Consider the following 16,703-nt stretch of genomic DNA (forward strand, 5'->3'; position numbering starts at 1 on the left):
TAGCCTCCATTTTTACCACATTCCGATTAGTTTCATCCATAAGGATCCAACTACGATCCAGATGACAAAGTAAAGTATACCGAGAATTGCGTTCATTCTCCACCATTGACCTTGTTTAACGTATCCGGAACCGAATAAAATTGGGGCTGGTCCATTGCTGTAGTGGGTAGTTGATGAGCAGAGGTTTCCGAAGAATCCTAACATCAAGGCACCAAGCATTGGTGGTACTCCTGCTGAAATGGCAACAGCAAGAAAGGCACTGTACATTGCGGAAATGTGTGCTGTACTACTTGCAAACAAGTAGTGACTGTAGAAGTAAGCAACAATCAAGATGACCATTACGAGTATCCAGTTCATACCCTTGAGACTTCCACCGATGGCACCACTTAACCAAGGAATGAATCCTAATTTGTTAAGTTGTGAAGCCATCATTACTAATACGGAGAACCAGACTAAAGTATTCCAAGCGCCACTTTCGTTTAAGATATCTTTCCATTGTAAGATTCCGGAAAGGATCAAGAGTGAAAGAGCGATGAAAGCTGTTAAGGTAGCATCGATACCAAGAGTTCCACCTAAGATCCAAAGGAGGAGGGCAATTACGAAGATACCTGACATTAATTTTCAGGTAGGGAGAATTTCCCCATTTCTTCGAGCTGTTTGTTTGCCCAATTTTTGGCATCAGGCGTTTTCTTGATTTCTGGAGGGAACATTTTGTAGATCACGAATGGGATGACGATCAATGAAATCAAGCCCGGAACTAATCCGGCTAAGAACCAACCCATCCAGGAGATCTTGACATCTAATTGACCTGCTAGTGATTGTGCTAGCGGGTTTCCGGCCATGGCAGTTAAGAACATAGCAGCGGTGATCATATCGCCGTGGAATTCAGCGAAGATCAAGAATGAACCCATTTTTCTTTCAGTACCTTTTTTAGGATCTGATCCGAACGCTTCAGCTAATGATTTGATGATTGGATACATGATACCACCGGCACGAGCAGTGTTGCTTGGTGTTGCTGGTGCGAGGATCAAGTCTACACCTAGTAGGGAGTAGGCTAGTCCTAAAGTACTTTTACCAAACATGCGAACGAATAAGACAGCGATCCTTCTTCCTAATCCGGTCTTGATAAATCCACGGGAGATGAAGAAGGCCATAGCGATCAACCAAATACTGCTGTTACCAAAACCAACGATAGCAGTATCCATCTTGACGGTCCCTGTTAAAACGGTGATCGTGAAACCGATGATGGCGACACCACCGATCGGCAGTGGTTGGGTGATACATCCAATGATAGTTGCCACGAAGATGGCAAACATGTGCCAAGCGACTAAGCTGACACCGGCTGGTTTAATTGGTGAGAGCAACCAAATTACTAAACCAACAATGACGGGAATGAGAAATTTTTTATAGTTTAATTTCTCGAGTGTCATGATTACTTATTGCCTGCTTCTGAAACATACTTAAAGGCTTGTTCCCCAGCTTGTCTCCCAAAAATAACGGTCTCTGCAATGGAATTTCCACCGATACGGTTATTTCCATGCAATCCCCCAGCTATTTCCCCGGCTGCGAATAATCCTTCAATGGCTTGATCTTTTTCGTCAAGTACTTGTGTTTTATCGTTGATAGCAACGCCACCCATTGTGTAGTGAACGGCTGGTGCGATATGGATCGAGAAGTATGGTGCAACGCTTATGTCACGGTCCATTCCCGTTGTTCTACCGAATTCTTTGTCCCCATCTTTAACTTCAGAATTCCATGTAGCAACTGTTTCTTTCAAAGCGGTAGCGTCGATATCGATTTTTTCAGCCAACTCATCAAGCGTTTGACCAGTAGTAACTAAACCAACGTGGTCGTAAAATTCAATGGCTTTGACCCGATCACGGATGCCTTGGTCAAGGATCAAATAAGCACCTTTTTCGTTTAGGTCGTCGATTGCTGCAGTAACGTTTTTTCTAGTATCCAATTCATTGACGAAACGTTTACCGGACTTGTTGACTAAGATAGCACCTTCACCACGAACGGCTTCACCAATCAAGAATGGATGGTCAGTATCTTGTTGAACTGTAGGGTGAACTTGGACTTGGTCCATGTCGACTAGCTTAGCGCCGATGTTTTCGGCTAACTTGATACCATCACCGGTAGCACCTGATTGGTTAGTTGTCTTATAACCTTTGAGGTCAGGACGATATTTTGTTAATAGATCAGGGTTAGCGCCAAAGCCACCAGTAGCTAAGATGACAGCGTCAGCCTTGATCGTTGTTGTTTTAGCATCAAGATCGATTTCAACGCCACAAACTTTGTCGTTGTCTTCCAAGATCTTGTTGACGTATACGTCAGTAAATAATGGAATGTTTTCTTTGTCGATCTGTTTCAGTAATTCGGTTACGAGAAAACCACCGATCGGAGCCATTGAGCTAGGACGATGCGTTCTCATAACGCTCATGCCACCCGTTGTCGTTAAGTCGTCCAAGACGATTCCGTGCTCTTTGAGCCAATCGATCGCTAGGGCAGAGTGAGTTGTAAAGTATTTCAACAATTCTGGATTGTTCTTTTTGCCACCACCCTTGAAAGTATCGTTGTAAAAGTCTTCCATATTATCAACGATCTTGTGATCGAGTTGGACAGTTGTCTCACTAGCGTTCATACCGGAAGAAGCACGTGTTGTGTTTCCACCGATCGAAGGCATTTTTTCAAGGATAACTGGTTTTAGACTTAACTCGTGTGCTTGTAAGGCACTAGTCAAGCCAGTACCACCGGAGCCCACGATGATCAAATCGTAAGCATCTTTGAGTTCTTTAATGTTTGTTGGTTGAAATTTGTATTTTTCTGCCATGATTTCCTCACTTAAAAAATTTTTTAGTCGATGTTTGTCATGTCGATCGGAATGACCCATTCATCGAATTGTTCGGCTGTTAGTAAGCCTGATTTAATGGCTGCTTCACGAAGCGATGTTCCTTCTTTTTGAGCATCTTGAGCGATCGTTGCACTTTCGTGATAACCGATGTGTGGTGAAAGAGCAGTAACAGTCATTAATGATTGGTCAACGAGTTCTTCCATACGTTCTTCATTAACTGTTAGACCGTGGATCATCTTGTCAGCGAAGCCTGTCATTGTACCCGCAAGTAATTCAGCTGATTCAAGGAATGCACTGATCAAGACTGGTTTGTAGACATTCATTTCGAAGTTACCTTGTGAACTGGCAATGTCAACTACGACGTCGTTACCCATGACCCGAACAGCTGCCATGGTGATAGCTTCAGCTTGTGTAGGGTTAACTTTACCAGGCATGATCGATGAACCTGGTTCGTTAGCAGGGATGTTCAATTCGCCATAACCTGAACGAGGACCTGAACCTAAGAATCTAATATCATTAGCGATCTTCATCAAGTCAGCGGCCAAAGTCTTGATCGCTCCGTGAACGACATTTAGTCCTGAATGATGTGCTAGACCATAGAACTTGTTAGTGTCTGCTGTGAATTCAACTCCGTAAAGTGAGCTCATTTCTTTAGCGATGATGTCTGAGAATCCAGGTGCGGCATTCAAGCCAGTACCAACGGCAGTTCCACCCATGGCTAATTCACCGAGTGTTGGATTTAATTGCTTCAAGTATGCTAGATCGTGTTCAAGTGCTGAAACGTAACCACTAACTTCTTGGCCAAAAGTCAATGGAGTAGCATCTTGCAAGTGAGTCCGACCGATCTTAACGACTTTCCAGTATTTTTCTTGTTTAACTTTCAATTCATCGATCAAGTGTTGAAGTGACTCTTCCAATTTATCAACAGCACGTGCAGCAGTAATGTTCATAGCTGTAGGGAAGATATCGTTAGAACTTTGACCTTTGTTGACGTCATCGTTAGGTAAGATCTCAATATTAGGATTGATCTTAGCTGCCATATGAGCAACTACTTCATTACAGTTCATATTTGTCTGAGTACCAGAACCAGTTTGATAAATAACTAGAGGGAAGTCTTGTCTCAAGTCTTCATCGTCAAGAACCAACAATTTGTCGATAGCCTCAACGATCAAGTCAGCCTTGTCAGCATCGATCGATTTAACTTCTTTATTAGCGATGGCTGCGGCTTTTTTGATTTGTAACAATGCTTTGATGATTTCAAGGGGCATCTTTTCACCAGTAGGGAAGTTGTTACGTGAACGTTCTGTTTGTGCTCCCCAGAGAGCAGTTTCAGGAATTTTAACTTCGCCTAATGTATCAGATTCGGTTCTAAAATTTGTCATTTTGATGACCTCCAGATAAATTTTGTAAAACAATTATTACTTTGTGATGTTTATATCATAAATAAGAGTACTTATCATAGTCAAAAAGCTAATACGTCATTAATATTATTTATGAGGTTGATATTGCGGCTGTTTAAGGAGATCCCCATTTATCGTTTTGTAAAAACAATAAATTAATTAATGTTGAAAAATTCACAAATGTCTTTTCTGAGACCTATAACAAAGGCGTTTTGAAAAAACAAATTATTTAATTAAAAAATTTCTGCTATATTTAATTAATAATAAGAAACGAGGCGTAATTATGGCAACAGCAAATAAAAACCGACGTTGGTTAGCGCTGACGGCTTTGTGTGTGGCAGTCTTCATGTCATTACTAGATTCGACGATCGTTAATGTGGCTTTACCAACGATCCAAACTGAACTGAAAGTTAGTTATGCGGATCTACAATGGGTCATTAATGCTTATACTTTGTCCTTTGCGATGTGTTTATTACTAGCAGCGAAGTTTGGTGACTTGTTCGGTCGCAAGAAGATCTTCCTGATCTCTTTAGCCATTTTTACGCTAGGTTCATTGTTCTCGTCACTTTCCCAGTCAGCTCTGCAATTAAATTTGTCGAGACTTTTCCAAGGTGTCGGGGGAGCGGGAATGATGGCTTTGTCGATGACGATCGTGGCAGAAACGTTTGAAGAAAAAGAACGTGGGATCGCTTTTGGGGTCTGGAGTTCAGTCGTGGGAGTAGCCACGGCACTGGGTCCTGTGATCGGCGGTCTATTGATCAAAGGATTTAGCTGGCGCTCGATTTTCTTCATTAATTTGCCGATTGGGATCATCGCCCTGATCATGGGAACTCGTTACGTCGACGAGACGTTTGGTGATCGTCACGAGAAAATCGATTGGTTAGGGATGATCGTTTCGACGGCGATGATCTTTTGCTTGGTTTTCGGTTTGGTGCAAAAAGAGGCTCACAGCGACCTTGGTTGGTTTGACTATCGTATCAGTAGTTTTTTTGTTGTTGGGTTAGTTTTGCTGATTTTGTTTGTGGTGATCGAGAAGAAGCTTAAGGAACCAATGATAGATCTGGATATTTTTAAGTCGCTGCCTTTTGTGGGTACTGCTTTGGCTTCGTTTTGTTTAGGTGCAGGTTTGTATGCTTTCTTTACTTATATGACGATCTGGATGCAAAATTATTTGCGTTATTCGGCTGAACAGACTGGTTTGCAACAGCTGGCCATTGGGATGATGAGCTTGATTTTTGGTCCTATGGCGGGGGTTTTGTCTAATCGTTTTGCGAAGAGATGGTTGATCGGCGCTGGCTTGCTTTTGATAGGTGTTGTTTTGTTTGAGATTATTTCTGTGGTTTCGTTAGAAGTTACCTATATTAACTATCTTGCTGGTTTTGTGATTATCGGGATCGGCAATGCTGTTGTTAATCCACCGCTTTCTGGTGCTGCGGTTGATTCGGTCGACCGACGATTTGTTGGGATCGCTAGTGGGGTGGTTAATGTTTTTCACCAGCTTGGTTCTTTGTTTGGTGTTGTTATCTTGGGGTTGGTGCTTGGCTCGGGTTTTCGTGCTGGGCTTTCTTCCTCTGTTGCACGGTTTGCTGATGTTGGGCCTGTTGGCGCTGCTGATGTGGCTTTTCGTGCTGGTGGTTCTGTTTGGCGTGAGGTGTTTTTAGCGTTTGATAACGGGTTTTCTATTGTTTTGATGGTTGCTATTTTTGTTGTGATTGTTGGAGCTTTTGTTGGGGTGGTTTTGATTCGGGATAAGCGGTTTTGATGATTGTTTGGTTGGTGTTTAGGTGTGAGGTGGTATTTTGGATGTACGTTCAATGCCGACTCCGGGGCCCGGGGATACAGACGCTGGAACGTGGTGGGCACATTTTGAACCAATCGAGCAAAGGGCGCTCGCTTGTTTCAAAACTGCACCTTCATCTAAGCTCCTTCGTCGCCAAGATGAATTTCACCACTGAGGTCTGTATCCCCGGGCCCCTCCGTCTAGATAGAGACTATATTCCCCTTCTTGGTTGAGTTTTACCGATTTATTTTGTACAAATTGGCACTGTTTGCTCGTCCTATTTCTCACTTGTCTATCTCAGGCTTTATCTATTCTGGTGGGAATAGGGGCTTCCTTTTCTTGTTACGATATATTTTCTATCTAGATTACTGACTCTTTTCTCGGTTCGTGGGACTTCGCTCCACTCATTTTGTTTCCTGACTTACGTTGCTGTCGCTGATTTTCTTTGTTTGTTGGTTAGATAAGTGTAAATATATATTTTTATCTCTTACTTTCGCTTGTTGCTCGCGTGCTCGTTTCCTCGCACTCTTGCCTGGTTCTTATGCTGTCTTTTTTTACTCTCTTTATTTATTTACTTGTCTCTTGCTCGCTTGTTCGATTCTCTCACAATCCCGCAATTCTTCCGTTGTTTTCCTTTATTATTTTTTTATGTTATAGTTCTACTTATAGATGTTAGCATCTATGTGGACCTCGAGTCCGTGACGCCATTGCGCGTTTTGAGTCTATCTCAGTGAGAGATAGGCTTCTTTTTTTGCCTTTATACACAATAAAAAGACAGTATTCCCGGCTTTTATGCGATTAGTTATCGCTTTGCCATTTGAATACTGTCTTTTTTTTACTTCATTTCTTTTCTTAGCTTTCAGCGCTGTGGATGGTTCCTAGGATGTCTTCGTCTTCGAATCTGTGTTGCATATATGCTTCGTTATTGACGGGGAGATGTTGTTCTAGGGTGTCGAATTGTTGATATTTGACTGTTCCAGTTACTTTGCTGAAGTCTAGGATGTGGCCGCCGAAGGTTTTGTCTTCTGATAGGAAGTGGCTGTGGAATCCTGCTACTGCTGCTCCGTCGAAGATTTCTGGAGAGTAGTAGCTTAATAGCGTTCCTTTTACTTTTGTTTGATCGAAGATGTTTTGTTTGGCTGCTGTTTTGGCCAGGGTGTCGTAAGGGGCGGTTGATTTTCTTACGGCTCTGGTTTTCATGTTTTCGAAGGTTCCTTCTATTTTTATTGAATAAAAGGTGTTGCTGCTGCCTACTTTTTCTTCGATTAATTTTTTCAGTTCATTTCTGGTTGTGTCTTTGACGGTGGTTAGTTCTTGATAGTTGGCGAAGTGGCTGTTGGCGAAGGGCATGGTGAAGTCGCCTTTTAGTACGTTGACTTTGCCTTCTCCGTCTACTTGATATGGAGTTCCGTCTAGGATGATTAGTTCGCCGTCTAGTCCTTCGCCGGTCCCGATCCCTGTGTCACCATGAGCTAGTAGTTCTTTCATGGTCAAGGTTCCGTCTAGTAGGCCTGGTACTAATAGGGCTAGGGTTCCGTGTTGATATAGTGCTTTTTTGTTTGGCATGATTGATCCTTTCGTTCTAGTTTACGTAGTCATCTAATAGTGTTGACAATAATTTAATGTTATCACTGTAATCAACAGGGATGTCAATGACTGTTGGACCTTCTTGTGAAAAAGCTGTTTTTAAGGCAGTTTCTAGTTCTTCAGCTTTGTCGACGTGGATGCCGTTTGCTCCGAAACTTTCAGCGTATTTGGCGAAGTCTACGGAACCAATGTTTACTCCAGAGTTTCGACCGTATTTTGCTTCTTCTTGGAATTTGACCATGTCGTAGTAGCCGTCGTTCCAAACTAGTTGCACGATGTTTAAGTTTAATCTTACGGCTGTTTCCAGTTCTTGTCCTGAGAAGAGGAAGCCTCCGTCTCCGGCAATTGATACTACTGGTTGTCCTGGCCGTTCTAAGGCGGCAGCGATGGCCCAAGGTAGTGCTACTCCTAGAGTTTGCATTCCGTTACTGAATAGTAAGTGTCTTGGCTTATAACTTCTGAAGTGGCGCGCCATCCAGATGTAGTGACTTCCGACGTCTACTGTTACGGTTGTGTCGTCGTTTACTTGTCCTTGTAGGGCGTGGATGATCTCTAATGGGTGAACGCCGTTTTTGCCTTTTCTTTCTGGAACAGCATCTTTAGAAAGGAACTTAGCTTGTCTTTGATGCAAGTGGTCCTTTTTATCTTGGCTTAGTGATAGTTCAGGGAGCTTTTCGCTTAGTTCATTTAAAGTCTTGGCAATGTCCGCTTGAACTACTAGGTCTGGTTGATATTCGTTGGAGATCTCAGGAGCGATGCTGTCTAGGTTGATGATCTCACCATTTCGATCAACATTCCAAAGTCTAGCTTCATATTCAACGGGATCATAGCCGATAGTGATTACTAAGTCACTTTCTTTGAGCATGGCATCACCGATTTGATTTCTGAATAGTCCGACACGACCGAAATAATTTTTTTCCAAATCGCGATTGATTACGCCGGCTCCTTGGAAAGTTTCAACTACGGGGATCGAGAATTTTTTCAAAAAGTTTTGGATCGCGTTTGTTACGTTGGAATCTGATGAACGCATTCCAGCTAGAATTACTGGCATTTCAGCTTTTTGAAGCTTAGCGATGATGTTGTCGATTGTTTTACTGTCGGCTCCACCTTGTTCGATTGGTGTTAGTGGGGCAATTGTTTCAGTGGATACTTCGTCATCTAGGACGTCTTTTGGTAGTGAAATGAATGTTGCTCCTGACTTGGGAGCCATGGCAGTTTGATAAGCATTAGCGAATGTTTCTGAGATGTTGTTGGAGTCTTGGACTTCAACGCTATCCTTCGTCGCTGTGCTAAGTAATTCCTTACTAGGGATACTTTGGTGGGTCAATCTGGCGACATCGTTTCGAGGAACTTGTCCACCAAGGGCTACGACTGGGTCACCTTCTGAAGTTGCTGTGATCAATCCAGTTGCTAAGTTTGATACACCAGGGCCTGAAGTTGTTGCTACGACGCCAGGATTTCCGGTTAAACGACCGATACCAGATGCCATGAATGAGGCATTTTGCTCGTGTCGTGTGATGATTAATTTTGGTGCTTTGGGATTGTTGCTGTATTCCATTAAGTCAAAAAGTTTATCGACTTTTGCTCCAGGAAGTCCAAAGACATATTTAATGTCTTGGTTGATCATAGATTGGAATAGTGCCTCTGCACCGGTTTTTTTAACTGCCATATTTGTCTCCTTGTTTCCGCATTGTTAAGATGTTATTGTTTAAAGATAAATCGTTGGTGTTGATTTGTCAACACATCGCTCGGGAGAAAATTATGAAGAATATAGGATACTTAGCTCAAGATATTTCGATTTTGCACCGCCAGTATTATAAAGATACGCGTGAACAATTCGACGCCTTAAAATTGAATCCAACTGCCGCCTGTATTTTATTGTCAGTAGGAGATTACCCAGAGATCACGCAAAACCACGTTGCGCGATTATTAGTAGTAGATAAAGGTTTAGCTACTCGTGAGATCAAGAAGATGGAATCCTTGGGATATTTGAATAAACATGACGGGACTGGCAAGAGTAAAATCTTGGAGTTGACAAATGTCGGGTCTGATGTGGTCGATCAGATCCAAGATATTCGCAAACAATGGTGGGAAAAACGTTTTGCTGATACAGGATTGACGGAAGATAGTCCGTTGATTGCATCGATTGAACGAGTGGTTGATAGTATCGTTGACCCAATTGAATAATATTGTCAAAATAATTAAATAAATATTTGGATAAATTAATAATGGAAAAGTTAGCGAAATTAGATTTCGCTTTTTTTATTGGCTATTTTGTAACGCTATGGATAGAATGCTTGAAAAAAGAGTGGAGATTGTGAGTGGTTGCTATTTTGGGATGCTGGTTGACAATCAGCTGAAATATCAAAGATTTATAGCAGTGTTGATAGATGTTATAATTAAATTTATATATATCATAGTAATTAAATTCACAATTGCCGCTTACAAAAAATTAATTTCTTTGCCATTTTTTATAATCGAAATATAAGTAAATAGTATTGTATATTCTAAATACTAGGAATACAATAATCTTTGTTAATTAAAATATTTATATTTATGGAGGCATAGTTATGTTATTACTACATATTTTCAATTCATTCGTTTGTGGTATTTATGATGAATTTTTTGATGGCACAAAATAGTTTGACGTAGTAAATACACCTGCTCAGATCGAGTGGGTGTATTTTTTTTGCATTTTGATTTGATTGATTTATAGCGAGGGGATTGTACTCAGGGGAATGATCTTTTTTAGATTTTGGATCAGATACGCTTCAATATGAATTTTTATAAATTGGCTGAATAAAAATGGCACTAACTATTTCTGCGGATTAAACTTGCAGTTGTTTAGTTAGTGCCCTTTATTTATTTTGGAATAGATTGCAGCGGTTTTGATAGTGGTATTTTGTTTTATCCTCAAGGATGTTGAAACGAGCTCCGAGGCACAGCGGCCTCCGGTTAACACAAGTGGTCGCGGCGCGGCTTTGCCGCACCTTGTGCGACCACCTGCGTTAATCCTCAGCAGCTAATCGTGCCTCTGCGCTCTCTGTGTTTAAATCCTCAGCAGCTAACCGTGCCTCTGCGCTCTCTGTATTTTCTACTGTTTTTCAGGGTCAGGTATTATTGTGATCGTTACGTCATAGACGTTATATTTTTTGTGCAATTTGCGTTCGATTTTTTCGTTTACGTTGTAGATTTCCATGGCAGTGTCTTTGGGATTTACCATGATGAAGATGTCGACTAATAGCATGTTTCCATTGTAGCGACTGGTTAGGTCGACTACTTTTCTTACTTTGGGCGTTTTTTCGACGGTTTTGCGCATTTGTTTTTCTAAGTCGGGGTCGACGTAGTCGATCAAGTTTAAGGTGCTTTCTTGAAAAATTGTTAGGCCTTGCCAGAGGATGAAGAAGCCGATGATGATGCTGACGGCGCTATCGACCCAGGCTAGTTGGAAGAAATAGGAGATCAAGACGGTAATGGCTGTGCCAAAACTGGTAACGATGTCGCCTAGGCTGTCTTTTGAAGCTGCAAGTAGGGACCCGTTTTGCAATTTTTTGCCAAAGTGTCTATTAATATAAAAAACTAGTAACATCATAACGGTCGCGATCCCAGCACCTAAGGCAGAAATTAGATTGGGATTGGGGGATTCGTTAATGTGTCTGAGGTCGATGAAGCCGTTGACGATGATCTGAAGAGCAATCAAAATGATGATAAAACTAGTTACGAGCGTAAAGACTGTTTCGAGACGAAAACGGGATAGTTGCAAGGAATTGTCGCTTCTCACACTTTCCTTGGGCAGATCTTTAGCTAAAATGTCATCGTCGTCGTAGTTAGTGGCTTCGCGGATACCAAAAATCAGCACGCCCGTGGAGATGACGCCGGAGAGATTGTTCAAAGCATCAGCTTTTAAAGCTTGAGAATGTCCGATGATTGCTAGCCAATATTCGACGATTGTGATCAAAATATAAATAGCGATATTCAAATACAAGTATTTGGCAGCAGTATTGAGCTTATCGATTTCTAGTTGCAGCAAATTTGCCTGATGTTGCGATTCTTGAAGTAAGTAGTGACTTAATTTTTTCATAGTAACCTCTGACATTATTGTAGGAGTTTTTTACTTTCAAAAAAATTTAATTTAGAGAAATATTATTTCCATCACATATGATTATTAATTCAATTATTTGACGAATCAGCAAAGCAACTCTTACACTTTATATAAAATAATAATATTTTTATATATAAATATGGAATGCAGGCGATAAAATGACGAAGAAAATTGGAATTATTTTAGGAAGCACTAGGACTAAGTCGTTGGGAGAAAACATTTTTAATTATTTACGAAATGTTAATCCTGACACGGATGAGATGAAATACAGCTGGATCAATCTTAAGGATTATCCACTACCGCTATATGACCACATTGAGACTCCATTAGAAACACCGATCCATGACTTAAATGAGCAAGAGAATAATTGGTTAAAAGCTTTGGATGCACAGGATGGATATATCATTCTGACACCAGAGTACAATCATGGCATTACTGGAGCTTTGAAGAATGCTTTGGATTTCGTCGGGCTCCAAGTTGAACGGAAGCCAGTTTCGGTCATTGCTTATTCTCACTTTAGTGATGGTGGGATCTTAGCGGCGGAATCGATCGTGCCTATTTTACAAATGTTAAATATGATGGTTTTACCAAAACCTGCTCTTTTGTGGAATGCTGATCCTAATTTCACCACAGCAGGTGAATTAAATAAAACGGCTGAAAATAGCGACCATTTTGAAAAAAGGTTGGCAGAAATATTCCGTGAGATCGATCACTATACGGCAGTGTTGAAAAATAATCCTTATCAAAATTAGTAATAATAAATGACTTAATTCCAGATGATTCACGGAATTAAGTCATTTTTGTTTAAAACTAGCTAAATCAAAATGCCTGCCAAATGATCAATCTCATGTTGAATGATCTCAGCCACGAAGCCGTTAAATTTTTGGGTATGTCTTTTAAAATTCATATCTTCGAAGCTTACTTCTATCTCTTCATATCTGGTCGTTTCGCGTTCGCCAGTCAATGAAAGACAGCCTTCCTTGACATCATACGGCTTAGTCTTGTTAACAATTTTAGGATTGATCATCGGTACATTGATCATATCAACATTTACGGCAATGATCTGTTTATTGACACCGATCATATTCGCTGCCATGCCGACGCAATCCTTTTTGTGGTCAGCTAAAGTATCCAACAAGTCAGTCACGATCGGTAGGTCGGCTTTTGTGGATGGTTCTGACGGGATAGAAAGTGACATCCGGTCTTTATTGATTGGTTTTATCATATTATTTCTCCTTGTCCCGATTAAACATGATCAAAAAGGAATTTTCAATTTAAATCATGTGTAAATTCTGATGTTATGAAAAACTAACAATTAGCTTCTTTCCTAAAGCATTGGCGATCTTTGTTAAAGTGTCAACACTTGTATTGGCTCCGGTTTCGATCCGAGCTATGGTTGATTGGGGTACTTTAGAAATGGTTGCTAATTCACGTTGTGTCATGCCAGCTTCTTTACGAATCTGAGTTAACGCAATTGCACTTTCTAACTTGGAAGTTTCATTTTCAAATTGGTATTTGAATTCTGGATCTTGAAGTTGCTTATTTAAGTAGTCCTTAAAATTAACGTTGTTTGTCATTGTTAATATTCCTTTCTGTTGGTCAGATATTAACTACGTAGTTTTTTTGCATGAACAATTTCGCTTTGAAGCGTTTTCTGACTTTTTTTTGAACCCATGAGTATTAACGTAGTGATCATTTTGAACATGAAAGTATAGGCCACCTTGTTGGTTGTTGCCCACGCGGCATCGAATTTCATAAAGATTGTTATCAAGATGTTTAACCCAATCGTGCTGAATTCCAACACTGATGCCGTTGGTTGCAATTATGTAAGTCCTTGATAATAATTTAGCTTTCTCTTTTTTTTGGAAACGAGCTCCAGTTGATAGCGGCCTCCGGTTTAGAAACTATCAGCGAGCACTGCTTCGCAGTACTCGCTGATAGTCCCTAAATCCTCAGCAGCTGAACATCAACATGCGCTCTCTTTTTTTGCTTAATGTTTCTAGATATTCTTGGAATTCTGTATGGCCATTTGGACGAGTGTAAAATTTGAAGGTTAAGTTTTCCATGATTAAATGATAGCATATACTGATCACGGTGAACATTATATGCTATCAAAAGAATGGCGAATGTAATTTTTTAATATTATTTTTGCAACAACTTTAATATTAGAATAAAGCCAATTTACTGATTATTTCAGGATTATTATCTTACTTTCTCAAATTAGTCAGTGAATTTCTGATTAGCTAACGATATTTAATTAACTTATCAATCAATATCGATTGACTGGCAAAAACCTAGCAATGATATAATTTACCTACCACGAAAATTGAGAGGGGATCTAATGAATTTACTTTTTGCTATTGACGACAACGTTAGCACGCAATTGATGACGTGTTTGTATTCGATAGTTACAAATACACCGGGTAAAAAATTCGATGCCTACGTTATTCAAAAAGAGCGCTTGCAAAGAACTGAGGAAATTTCAGCTTTTTGCCAAAAAATCGGTGTTAACTACCATGCAATCGAAGTGGATCCAAAGATCTTTGCAGATGCGCCGATCACGGACCGTTATCCGGAGACGATTTACTATCGGTTACTGGCGCACGAATACTTGCCTAAAGAACTTCATCGAATTTTGTACTTGGATGTAGATATTTTAGTTTTGAATTCACTGAATTCGTTGTATGAGCTAGATATGGGCGATAAGTTGTATGCTGCAGCCAGTCATTCCGCATTGACTAATAACATGACGGAACAGTTCAACAAACTGCGTCTGGGGAACTATGAAGCGGAAAGTTATTACAATTCGGGAGTTTTACTGATGAATTTAGACGAGATTCGTCAAAAAGTTAAAGCAGATGACATTTTTCAATACATTAAGGATAATAAACTTACGTTGTTTTTGCCGGATCAAGATGTTTTAAATGCTCTTTATGGCAAGGAATTCGTTAAGATCCCTGACGAGTTGTACAATTACGATGCAAGAATGAGTAGTATTTATACTTTGTTGGGCAATGGGGAATGGAATCTCGATTGGGTGATCGATCACACGGTTGTCTTGCATTTCTGCGGTCGTGATAAACCGTGGAAAGAGGATTACACGACCCGTTATTCAGGCTTATATAAGCATTATGCACGTAAAGCTAAATTATTAATGAACAATTAGGAGAGAACTATGACATTTGAAAAGATCTTACCATTACTAAAAGAGGGCAAAAAAGCGGTCAGAACTGGCTGGGAAGGAACTGAACTCTTCGTTGTTTTAGTTGAAAACGACAAGTTTGACGGTGAAGTTTTAAACCCTTATTTTTTGATAAAAACTGAAGATGAAGCATACAGTGCCTGGGCTCCAACTAGTTGCGACATTTTAGCTGAAGATTGGGAAGTCGTGGCATAATGGCGGAAGACTTTTCTGGACAGGTAGTTGTTGTCACAGGGGCAGCTTCAGGGATTGGCTTAGAACAAGCTCGGCTTTTTCTCGAAAATGGAGCGGTCGTTATAGGTATCGATAAAGATACGGCACCAATCGTCAACGATAATTTTGTCACCTTAGTTGGCGATGTAACTGAGCCACAGCTTTTTGAAAAATTGAGCAAACTTTTAACTGACTCTTTTAAAAAAGTTGACGTCGTTTGCAATACAGCTGGTGTGCTAGACGATTATCGTCCTGTGATGGAAACATCGATCTCTCAATGGGACCAAATTATTGAAACGGATCTAACGAGCCAATTCATGATGATCAAAGCAACTTTACCTCTGATGCTCGAGCAAAAATCAGGTATTTTTGTCAATATGGCATCGATTGCTGGCTTAGTCGGCGGAGGTGGTGGCGTGGCCTACACTGCTTCTAAACATGCCGTCATCGGGATGACCCAGCAACTAGACCTTGATTATGCTGATCAAGGTATTCGTGCTAATTGTATTGCCCCAGGAGCTATCGATACGCCGATGAACCAAAAAGACTTTGCCGGAGATGGCAAGATGGCCAAGTGGGTCGCTGAACAAACACCAGCTAAACGTTGGGCAAAACCGAAAGAAGTCGCCGAATTGACATTATTTTTAGCTAGTTTTCGCTCAGATTATATTCACGGAACGGTAATTCCGATTGACGGTGGCTGGTTAGAAAAGTAGAATATTTAACAGATGCCTTGCATCACTACGATACTTATATCCTTTGATCGTAGTTATTAGTAGCGAAATGCTATAAAGGAGCGTTTTTTTAATGAAGAATTTAACTAGAACATCAAGTTCAACTGTGCAAACTATTGTCAGTACCGCTATTATAGCTGCCATGTACGTGGCGGTTACGATGGTTATCCAGCCAATTGCATATGGACCGATTCAGGTCAGGCTTTCGGAGATGTTTAACTATTTGGTGCTGTTTAAGAGACGATATGTTTGGGGAGTGACACTTGGTGTTTTTTTGTCTAATTTTATGTCGCCTACCTGGACTTTGGATGTGCCGATCGGAACGGTTTCTACGTTGCTAGTTTTGTTTTTGGTATTGTGGCTGGCTAAGTTTACTTCTAGCTTGAAGCTTCAGTTTGTTATTGTTGGAGTTGTATTTGCTCTTTCGATGTTTACTGTTGCTGGTGAGCTGTACTTTGCATTTAAGACTCCGTTTTGGTTTAGCTATCTTACTGTTGGTGTTGGTGAGGCGCTTTCTATGGGGATTGGCGGTATTTTGATTTATTTTGTTGATCGTAAGGTTGATATTGTGCGATTTCGATTGTAACAGTTTGGGTTGAGGTAGTAGTTTGGTTGTACGTTCAATGCCGACTCCGGGGCCCGGGGATACGTTAAAGGAACGTAAGTGCTGACGCACTTGCGCAACCGGTTATAGTGGTGGCTACGCCACCGAACAACTAAGGTCGGGAACGTGGTGGGCACATTTTGAAACAAGCGAGCAAAGTACGCTCGCTTGTTTCAAAACTGCACCTTTCACTAAGCTCCTTCGTCGCCAAGTGAAATTTCACCACT

General features: G+C 40.8%; 16 protein-coding genes and 1 pseudogene. 8 read left to right on the top strand and 9 right to left on the bottom strand.

Annotation, left to right across the window (positions count from 1 at the left end; all coding sequences use genetic code 11):
- Window positions 1-12: 12 nt before the first annotated feature.
- The 3 genes and pseudogenes from EKM78_RS06985 to EKM78_RS06995 form a co-directional block, all read right to left on the bottom strand.
- A pseudogene (locus tag EKM78_RS06985) lies at window positions 13-1,430 on the bottom strand (anion permease).
- Between the two features lie 2 nt (window positions 1,431-1,432).
- Entirely contained in the window at window positions 1,433-2,833 is a 1,401-nt protein-coding gene (locus EKM78_RS06990; protein WP_245994874.1) for a flavocytochrome c, read from the bottom strand.
- 23 nt (window positions 2,834-2,856) lie between these two features.
- A complete protein-coding gene (locus EKM78_RS06995) occupies window positions 2,857-4,236 on the bottom strand; it encodes a class II fumarate hydratase (RefSeq protein ID WP_125770756.1) in 1,380 nt (459 codons plus the stop codon).
- A gap of 301 nt (window positions 4,237-4,537) precedes the next feature.
- On the opposite strand from EKM78_RS06995, the gene EKM78_RS07000 reads away from it, so the two are divergent.
- Both EKM78_RS07000 and EKM78_RS12630 read left to right on the top strand, forming a co-directional pair.
- Window positions 4,538-6,016, top strand: coding sequence for an MFS transporter (locus EKM78_RS07000; protein WP_125770758.1), 1,479 nt, complete (start codon window positions 4,538-4,540; stop codon window positions 6,014-6,016).
- A 37-nt stretch (window positions 6,017-6,053) separates the two neighbouring features.
- Window positions 6,054-6,209, top strand: a complete 156-nt coding sequence (locus EKM78_RS12630; protein WP_164507240.1) for a hypothetical protein — start codon at window positions 6,054-6,056, stop codon at window positions 6,207-6,209.
- Between the two features lie 677 nt (window positions 6,210-6,886).
- Here the strand turns inward: EKM78_RS12630 and budA are convergent.
- Together budA and alsS are read right to left on the bottom strand one after the other, a co-directional pair.
- A complete protein-coding gene (budA, locus tag EKM78_RS07005) occupies window positions 6,887-7,600 on the bottom strand; it encodes an acetolactate decarboxylase (protein ID WP_125770760.1) in 714 nt (237 codons plus the stop codon).
- A gap of 16 nt (window positions 7,601-7,616) precedes the next feature.
- Window positions 7,617-9,290, bottom strand: coding sequence for an acetolactate synthase AlsS (alsS, locus tag EKM78_RS07010; protein WP_125770762.1), 1,674 nt, complete (start codon window positions 9,288-9,290; stop codon window positions 7,617-7,619).
- Window positions 9,291-9,382: 92 nt separating this feature from the next.
- Here alsS and EKM78_RS07015 point away from each other — a divergent pair, with 92 nt between their 5' ends.
- The gene (locus EKM78_RS07015; protein WP_125770764.1) at window positions 9,383-9,808 is read left to right on the top strand and encodes a MarR family winged helix-turn-helix transcriptional regulator; all 426 of its coding nucleotides are present in this window, start codon (window positions 9,383-9,385) and stop codon (window positions 9,806-9,808) included.
- Between the two features lie 907 nt (window positions 9,809-10,715).
- On the opposite strand, the gene EKM78_RS07020 is transcribed toward EKM78_RS07015, so the two are convergent.
- Window positions 10,716-11,702 carry a cation diffusion facilitator family transporter gene (locus tag EKM78_RS07020; protein ID WP_125770766.1) on the bottom strand — a complete coding sequence of 329 codons (987 nt, stop codon included), beginning with the start codon at window positions 11,700-11,702 and terminating at the stop codon, window positions 10,716-10,718.
- A 179-nt stretch (window positions 11,703-11,881) separates the two neighbouring features.
- Between EKM78_RS07020 and EKM78_RS07025 the strand changes: the two genes are divergently transcribed.
- Window positions 11,882-12,475: an NADPH-dependent FMN reductase gene (locus EKM78_RS07025; protein ID WP_125770768.1), complete on the top strand. Its 594-nt coding sequence runs from the start codon at window positions 11,882-11,884 to the stop codon at window positions 12,473-12,475.
- Between the two features lie 62 nt (window positions 12,476-12,537).
- Here the strand turns inward: EKM78_RS07025 and EKM78_RS07030 are convergent, their stop codons facing one another.
- From EKM78_RS07030 to EKM78_RS07040, 3 genes are all read right to left on the bottom strand, one after another.
- Window positions 12,538-12,948: a peptide deformylase gene (locus EKM78_RS07030; RefSeq protein ID WP_125770770.1), complete on the bottom strand. Its 411-nt coding sequence runs from the start codon at window positions 12,946-12,948 to the stop codon at window positions 12,538-12,540.
- A gap of 73 nt (window positions 12,949-13,021) precedes the next feature.
- Window positions 13,022-13,300 carry a helix-turn-helix domain-containing protein gene (locus tag EKM78_RS07035; RefSeq protein WP_125770772.1) on the bottom strand — a complete coding sequence of 93 codons (279 nt, stop codon included), beginning with the start codon at window positions 13,298-13,300 and terminating at the stop codon, window positions 13,022-13,024.
- A gap of 33 nt (window positions 13,301-13,333) precedes the next feature.
- Window positions 13,334-13,549 (bottom strand): type II toxin-antitoxin system RelE/ParE family toxin, encoded by a 216-nt coding sequence (locus EKM78_RS07040; protein ID WP_342768446.1) that lies wholly within the window; start codon window positions 13,547-13,549, stop codon window positions 13,334-13,336.
- 515 nt (window positions 13,550-14,064) lie between these two features.
- On the opposite strand from EKM78_RS07040, the gene EKM78_RS07050 reads away from it, so the two are divergent.
- From EKM78_RS07050 to EKM78_RS07065, 4 genes are all read left to right on the top strand, one after another.
- Entirely contained in the window at window positions 14,065-14,889 is an 825-nt protein-coding gene (locus tag EKM78_RS07050; RefSeq protein WP_125770774.1) for a glycosyltransferase family 8 protein, read from the top strand.
- Between the two features lie 9 nt (window positions 14,890-14,898).
- Window positions 14,899-15,120, top strand: coding sequence for a DUF2829 domain-containing protein (locus EKM78_RS07055; protein WP_125770776.1), 222 nt, complete (start codon window positions 14,899-14,901; stop codon window positions 15,118-15,120).
- A complete protein-coding gene (locus EKM78_RS07060; RefSeq protein WP_425453536.1) occupies window positions 15,120-15,854 on the top strand; it encodes a 3-oxoacyl-ACP reductase in 735 nt (244 codons plus the stop codon). The genes EKM78_RS07055 and EKM78_RS07060 overlap by 1 nt, the downstream gene beginning before the upstream one ends.
- Window positions 15,855-15,945: 91 nt before the next feature.
- The gene (locus EKM78_RS07065; RefSeq protein ID WP_125770778.1) at window positions 15,946-16,458 is read left to right on the top strand and encodes a QueT transporter family protein; all 513 of its coding nucleotides are present in this window, start codon (window positions 15,946-15,948) and stop codon (window positions 16,456-16,458) included.
- Window positions 16,459-16,703: the final 245 nt, after the last annotated feature.

Origin of the sequence: Companilactobacillus furfuricola (assembly GCF_003946325.1) — a bacterium.
GTDB classification, from domain to species: Bacteria; Bacillota; Bacilli; order Lactobacillales; family Lactobacillaceae; genus Companilactobacillus; species Companilactobacillus furfuricola.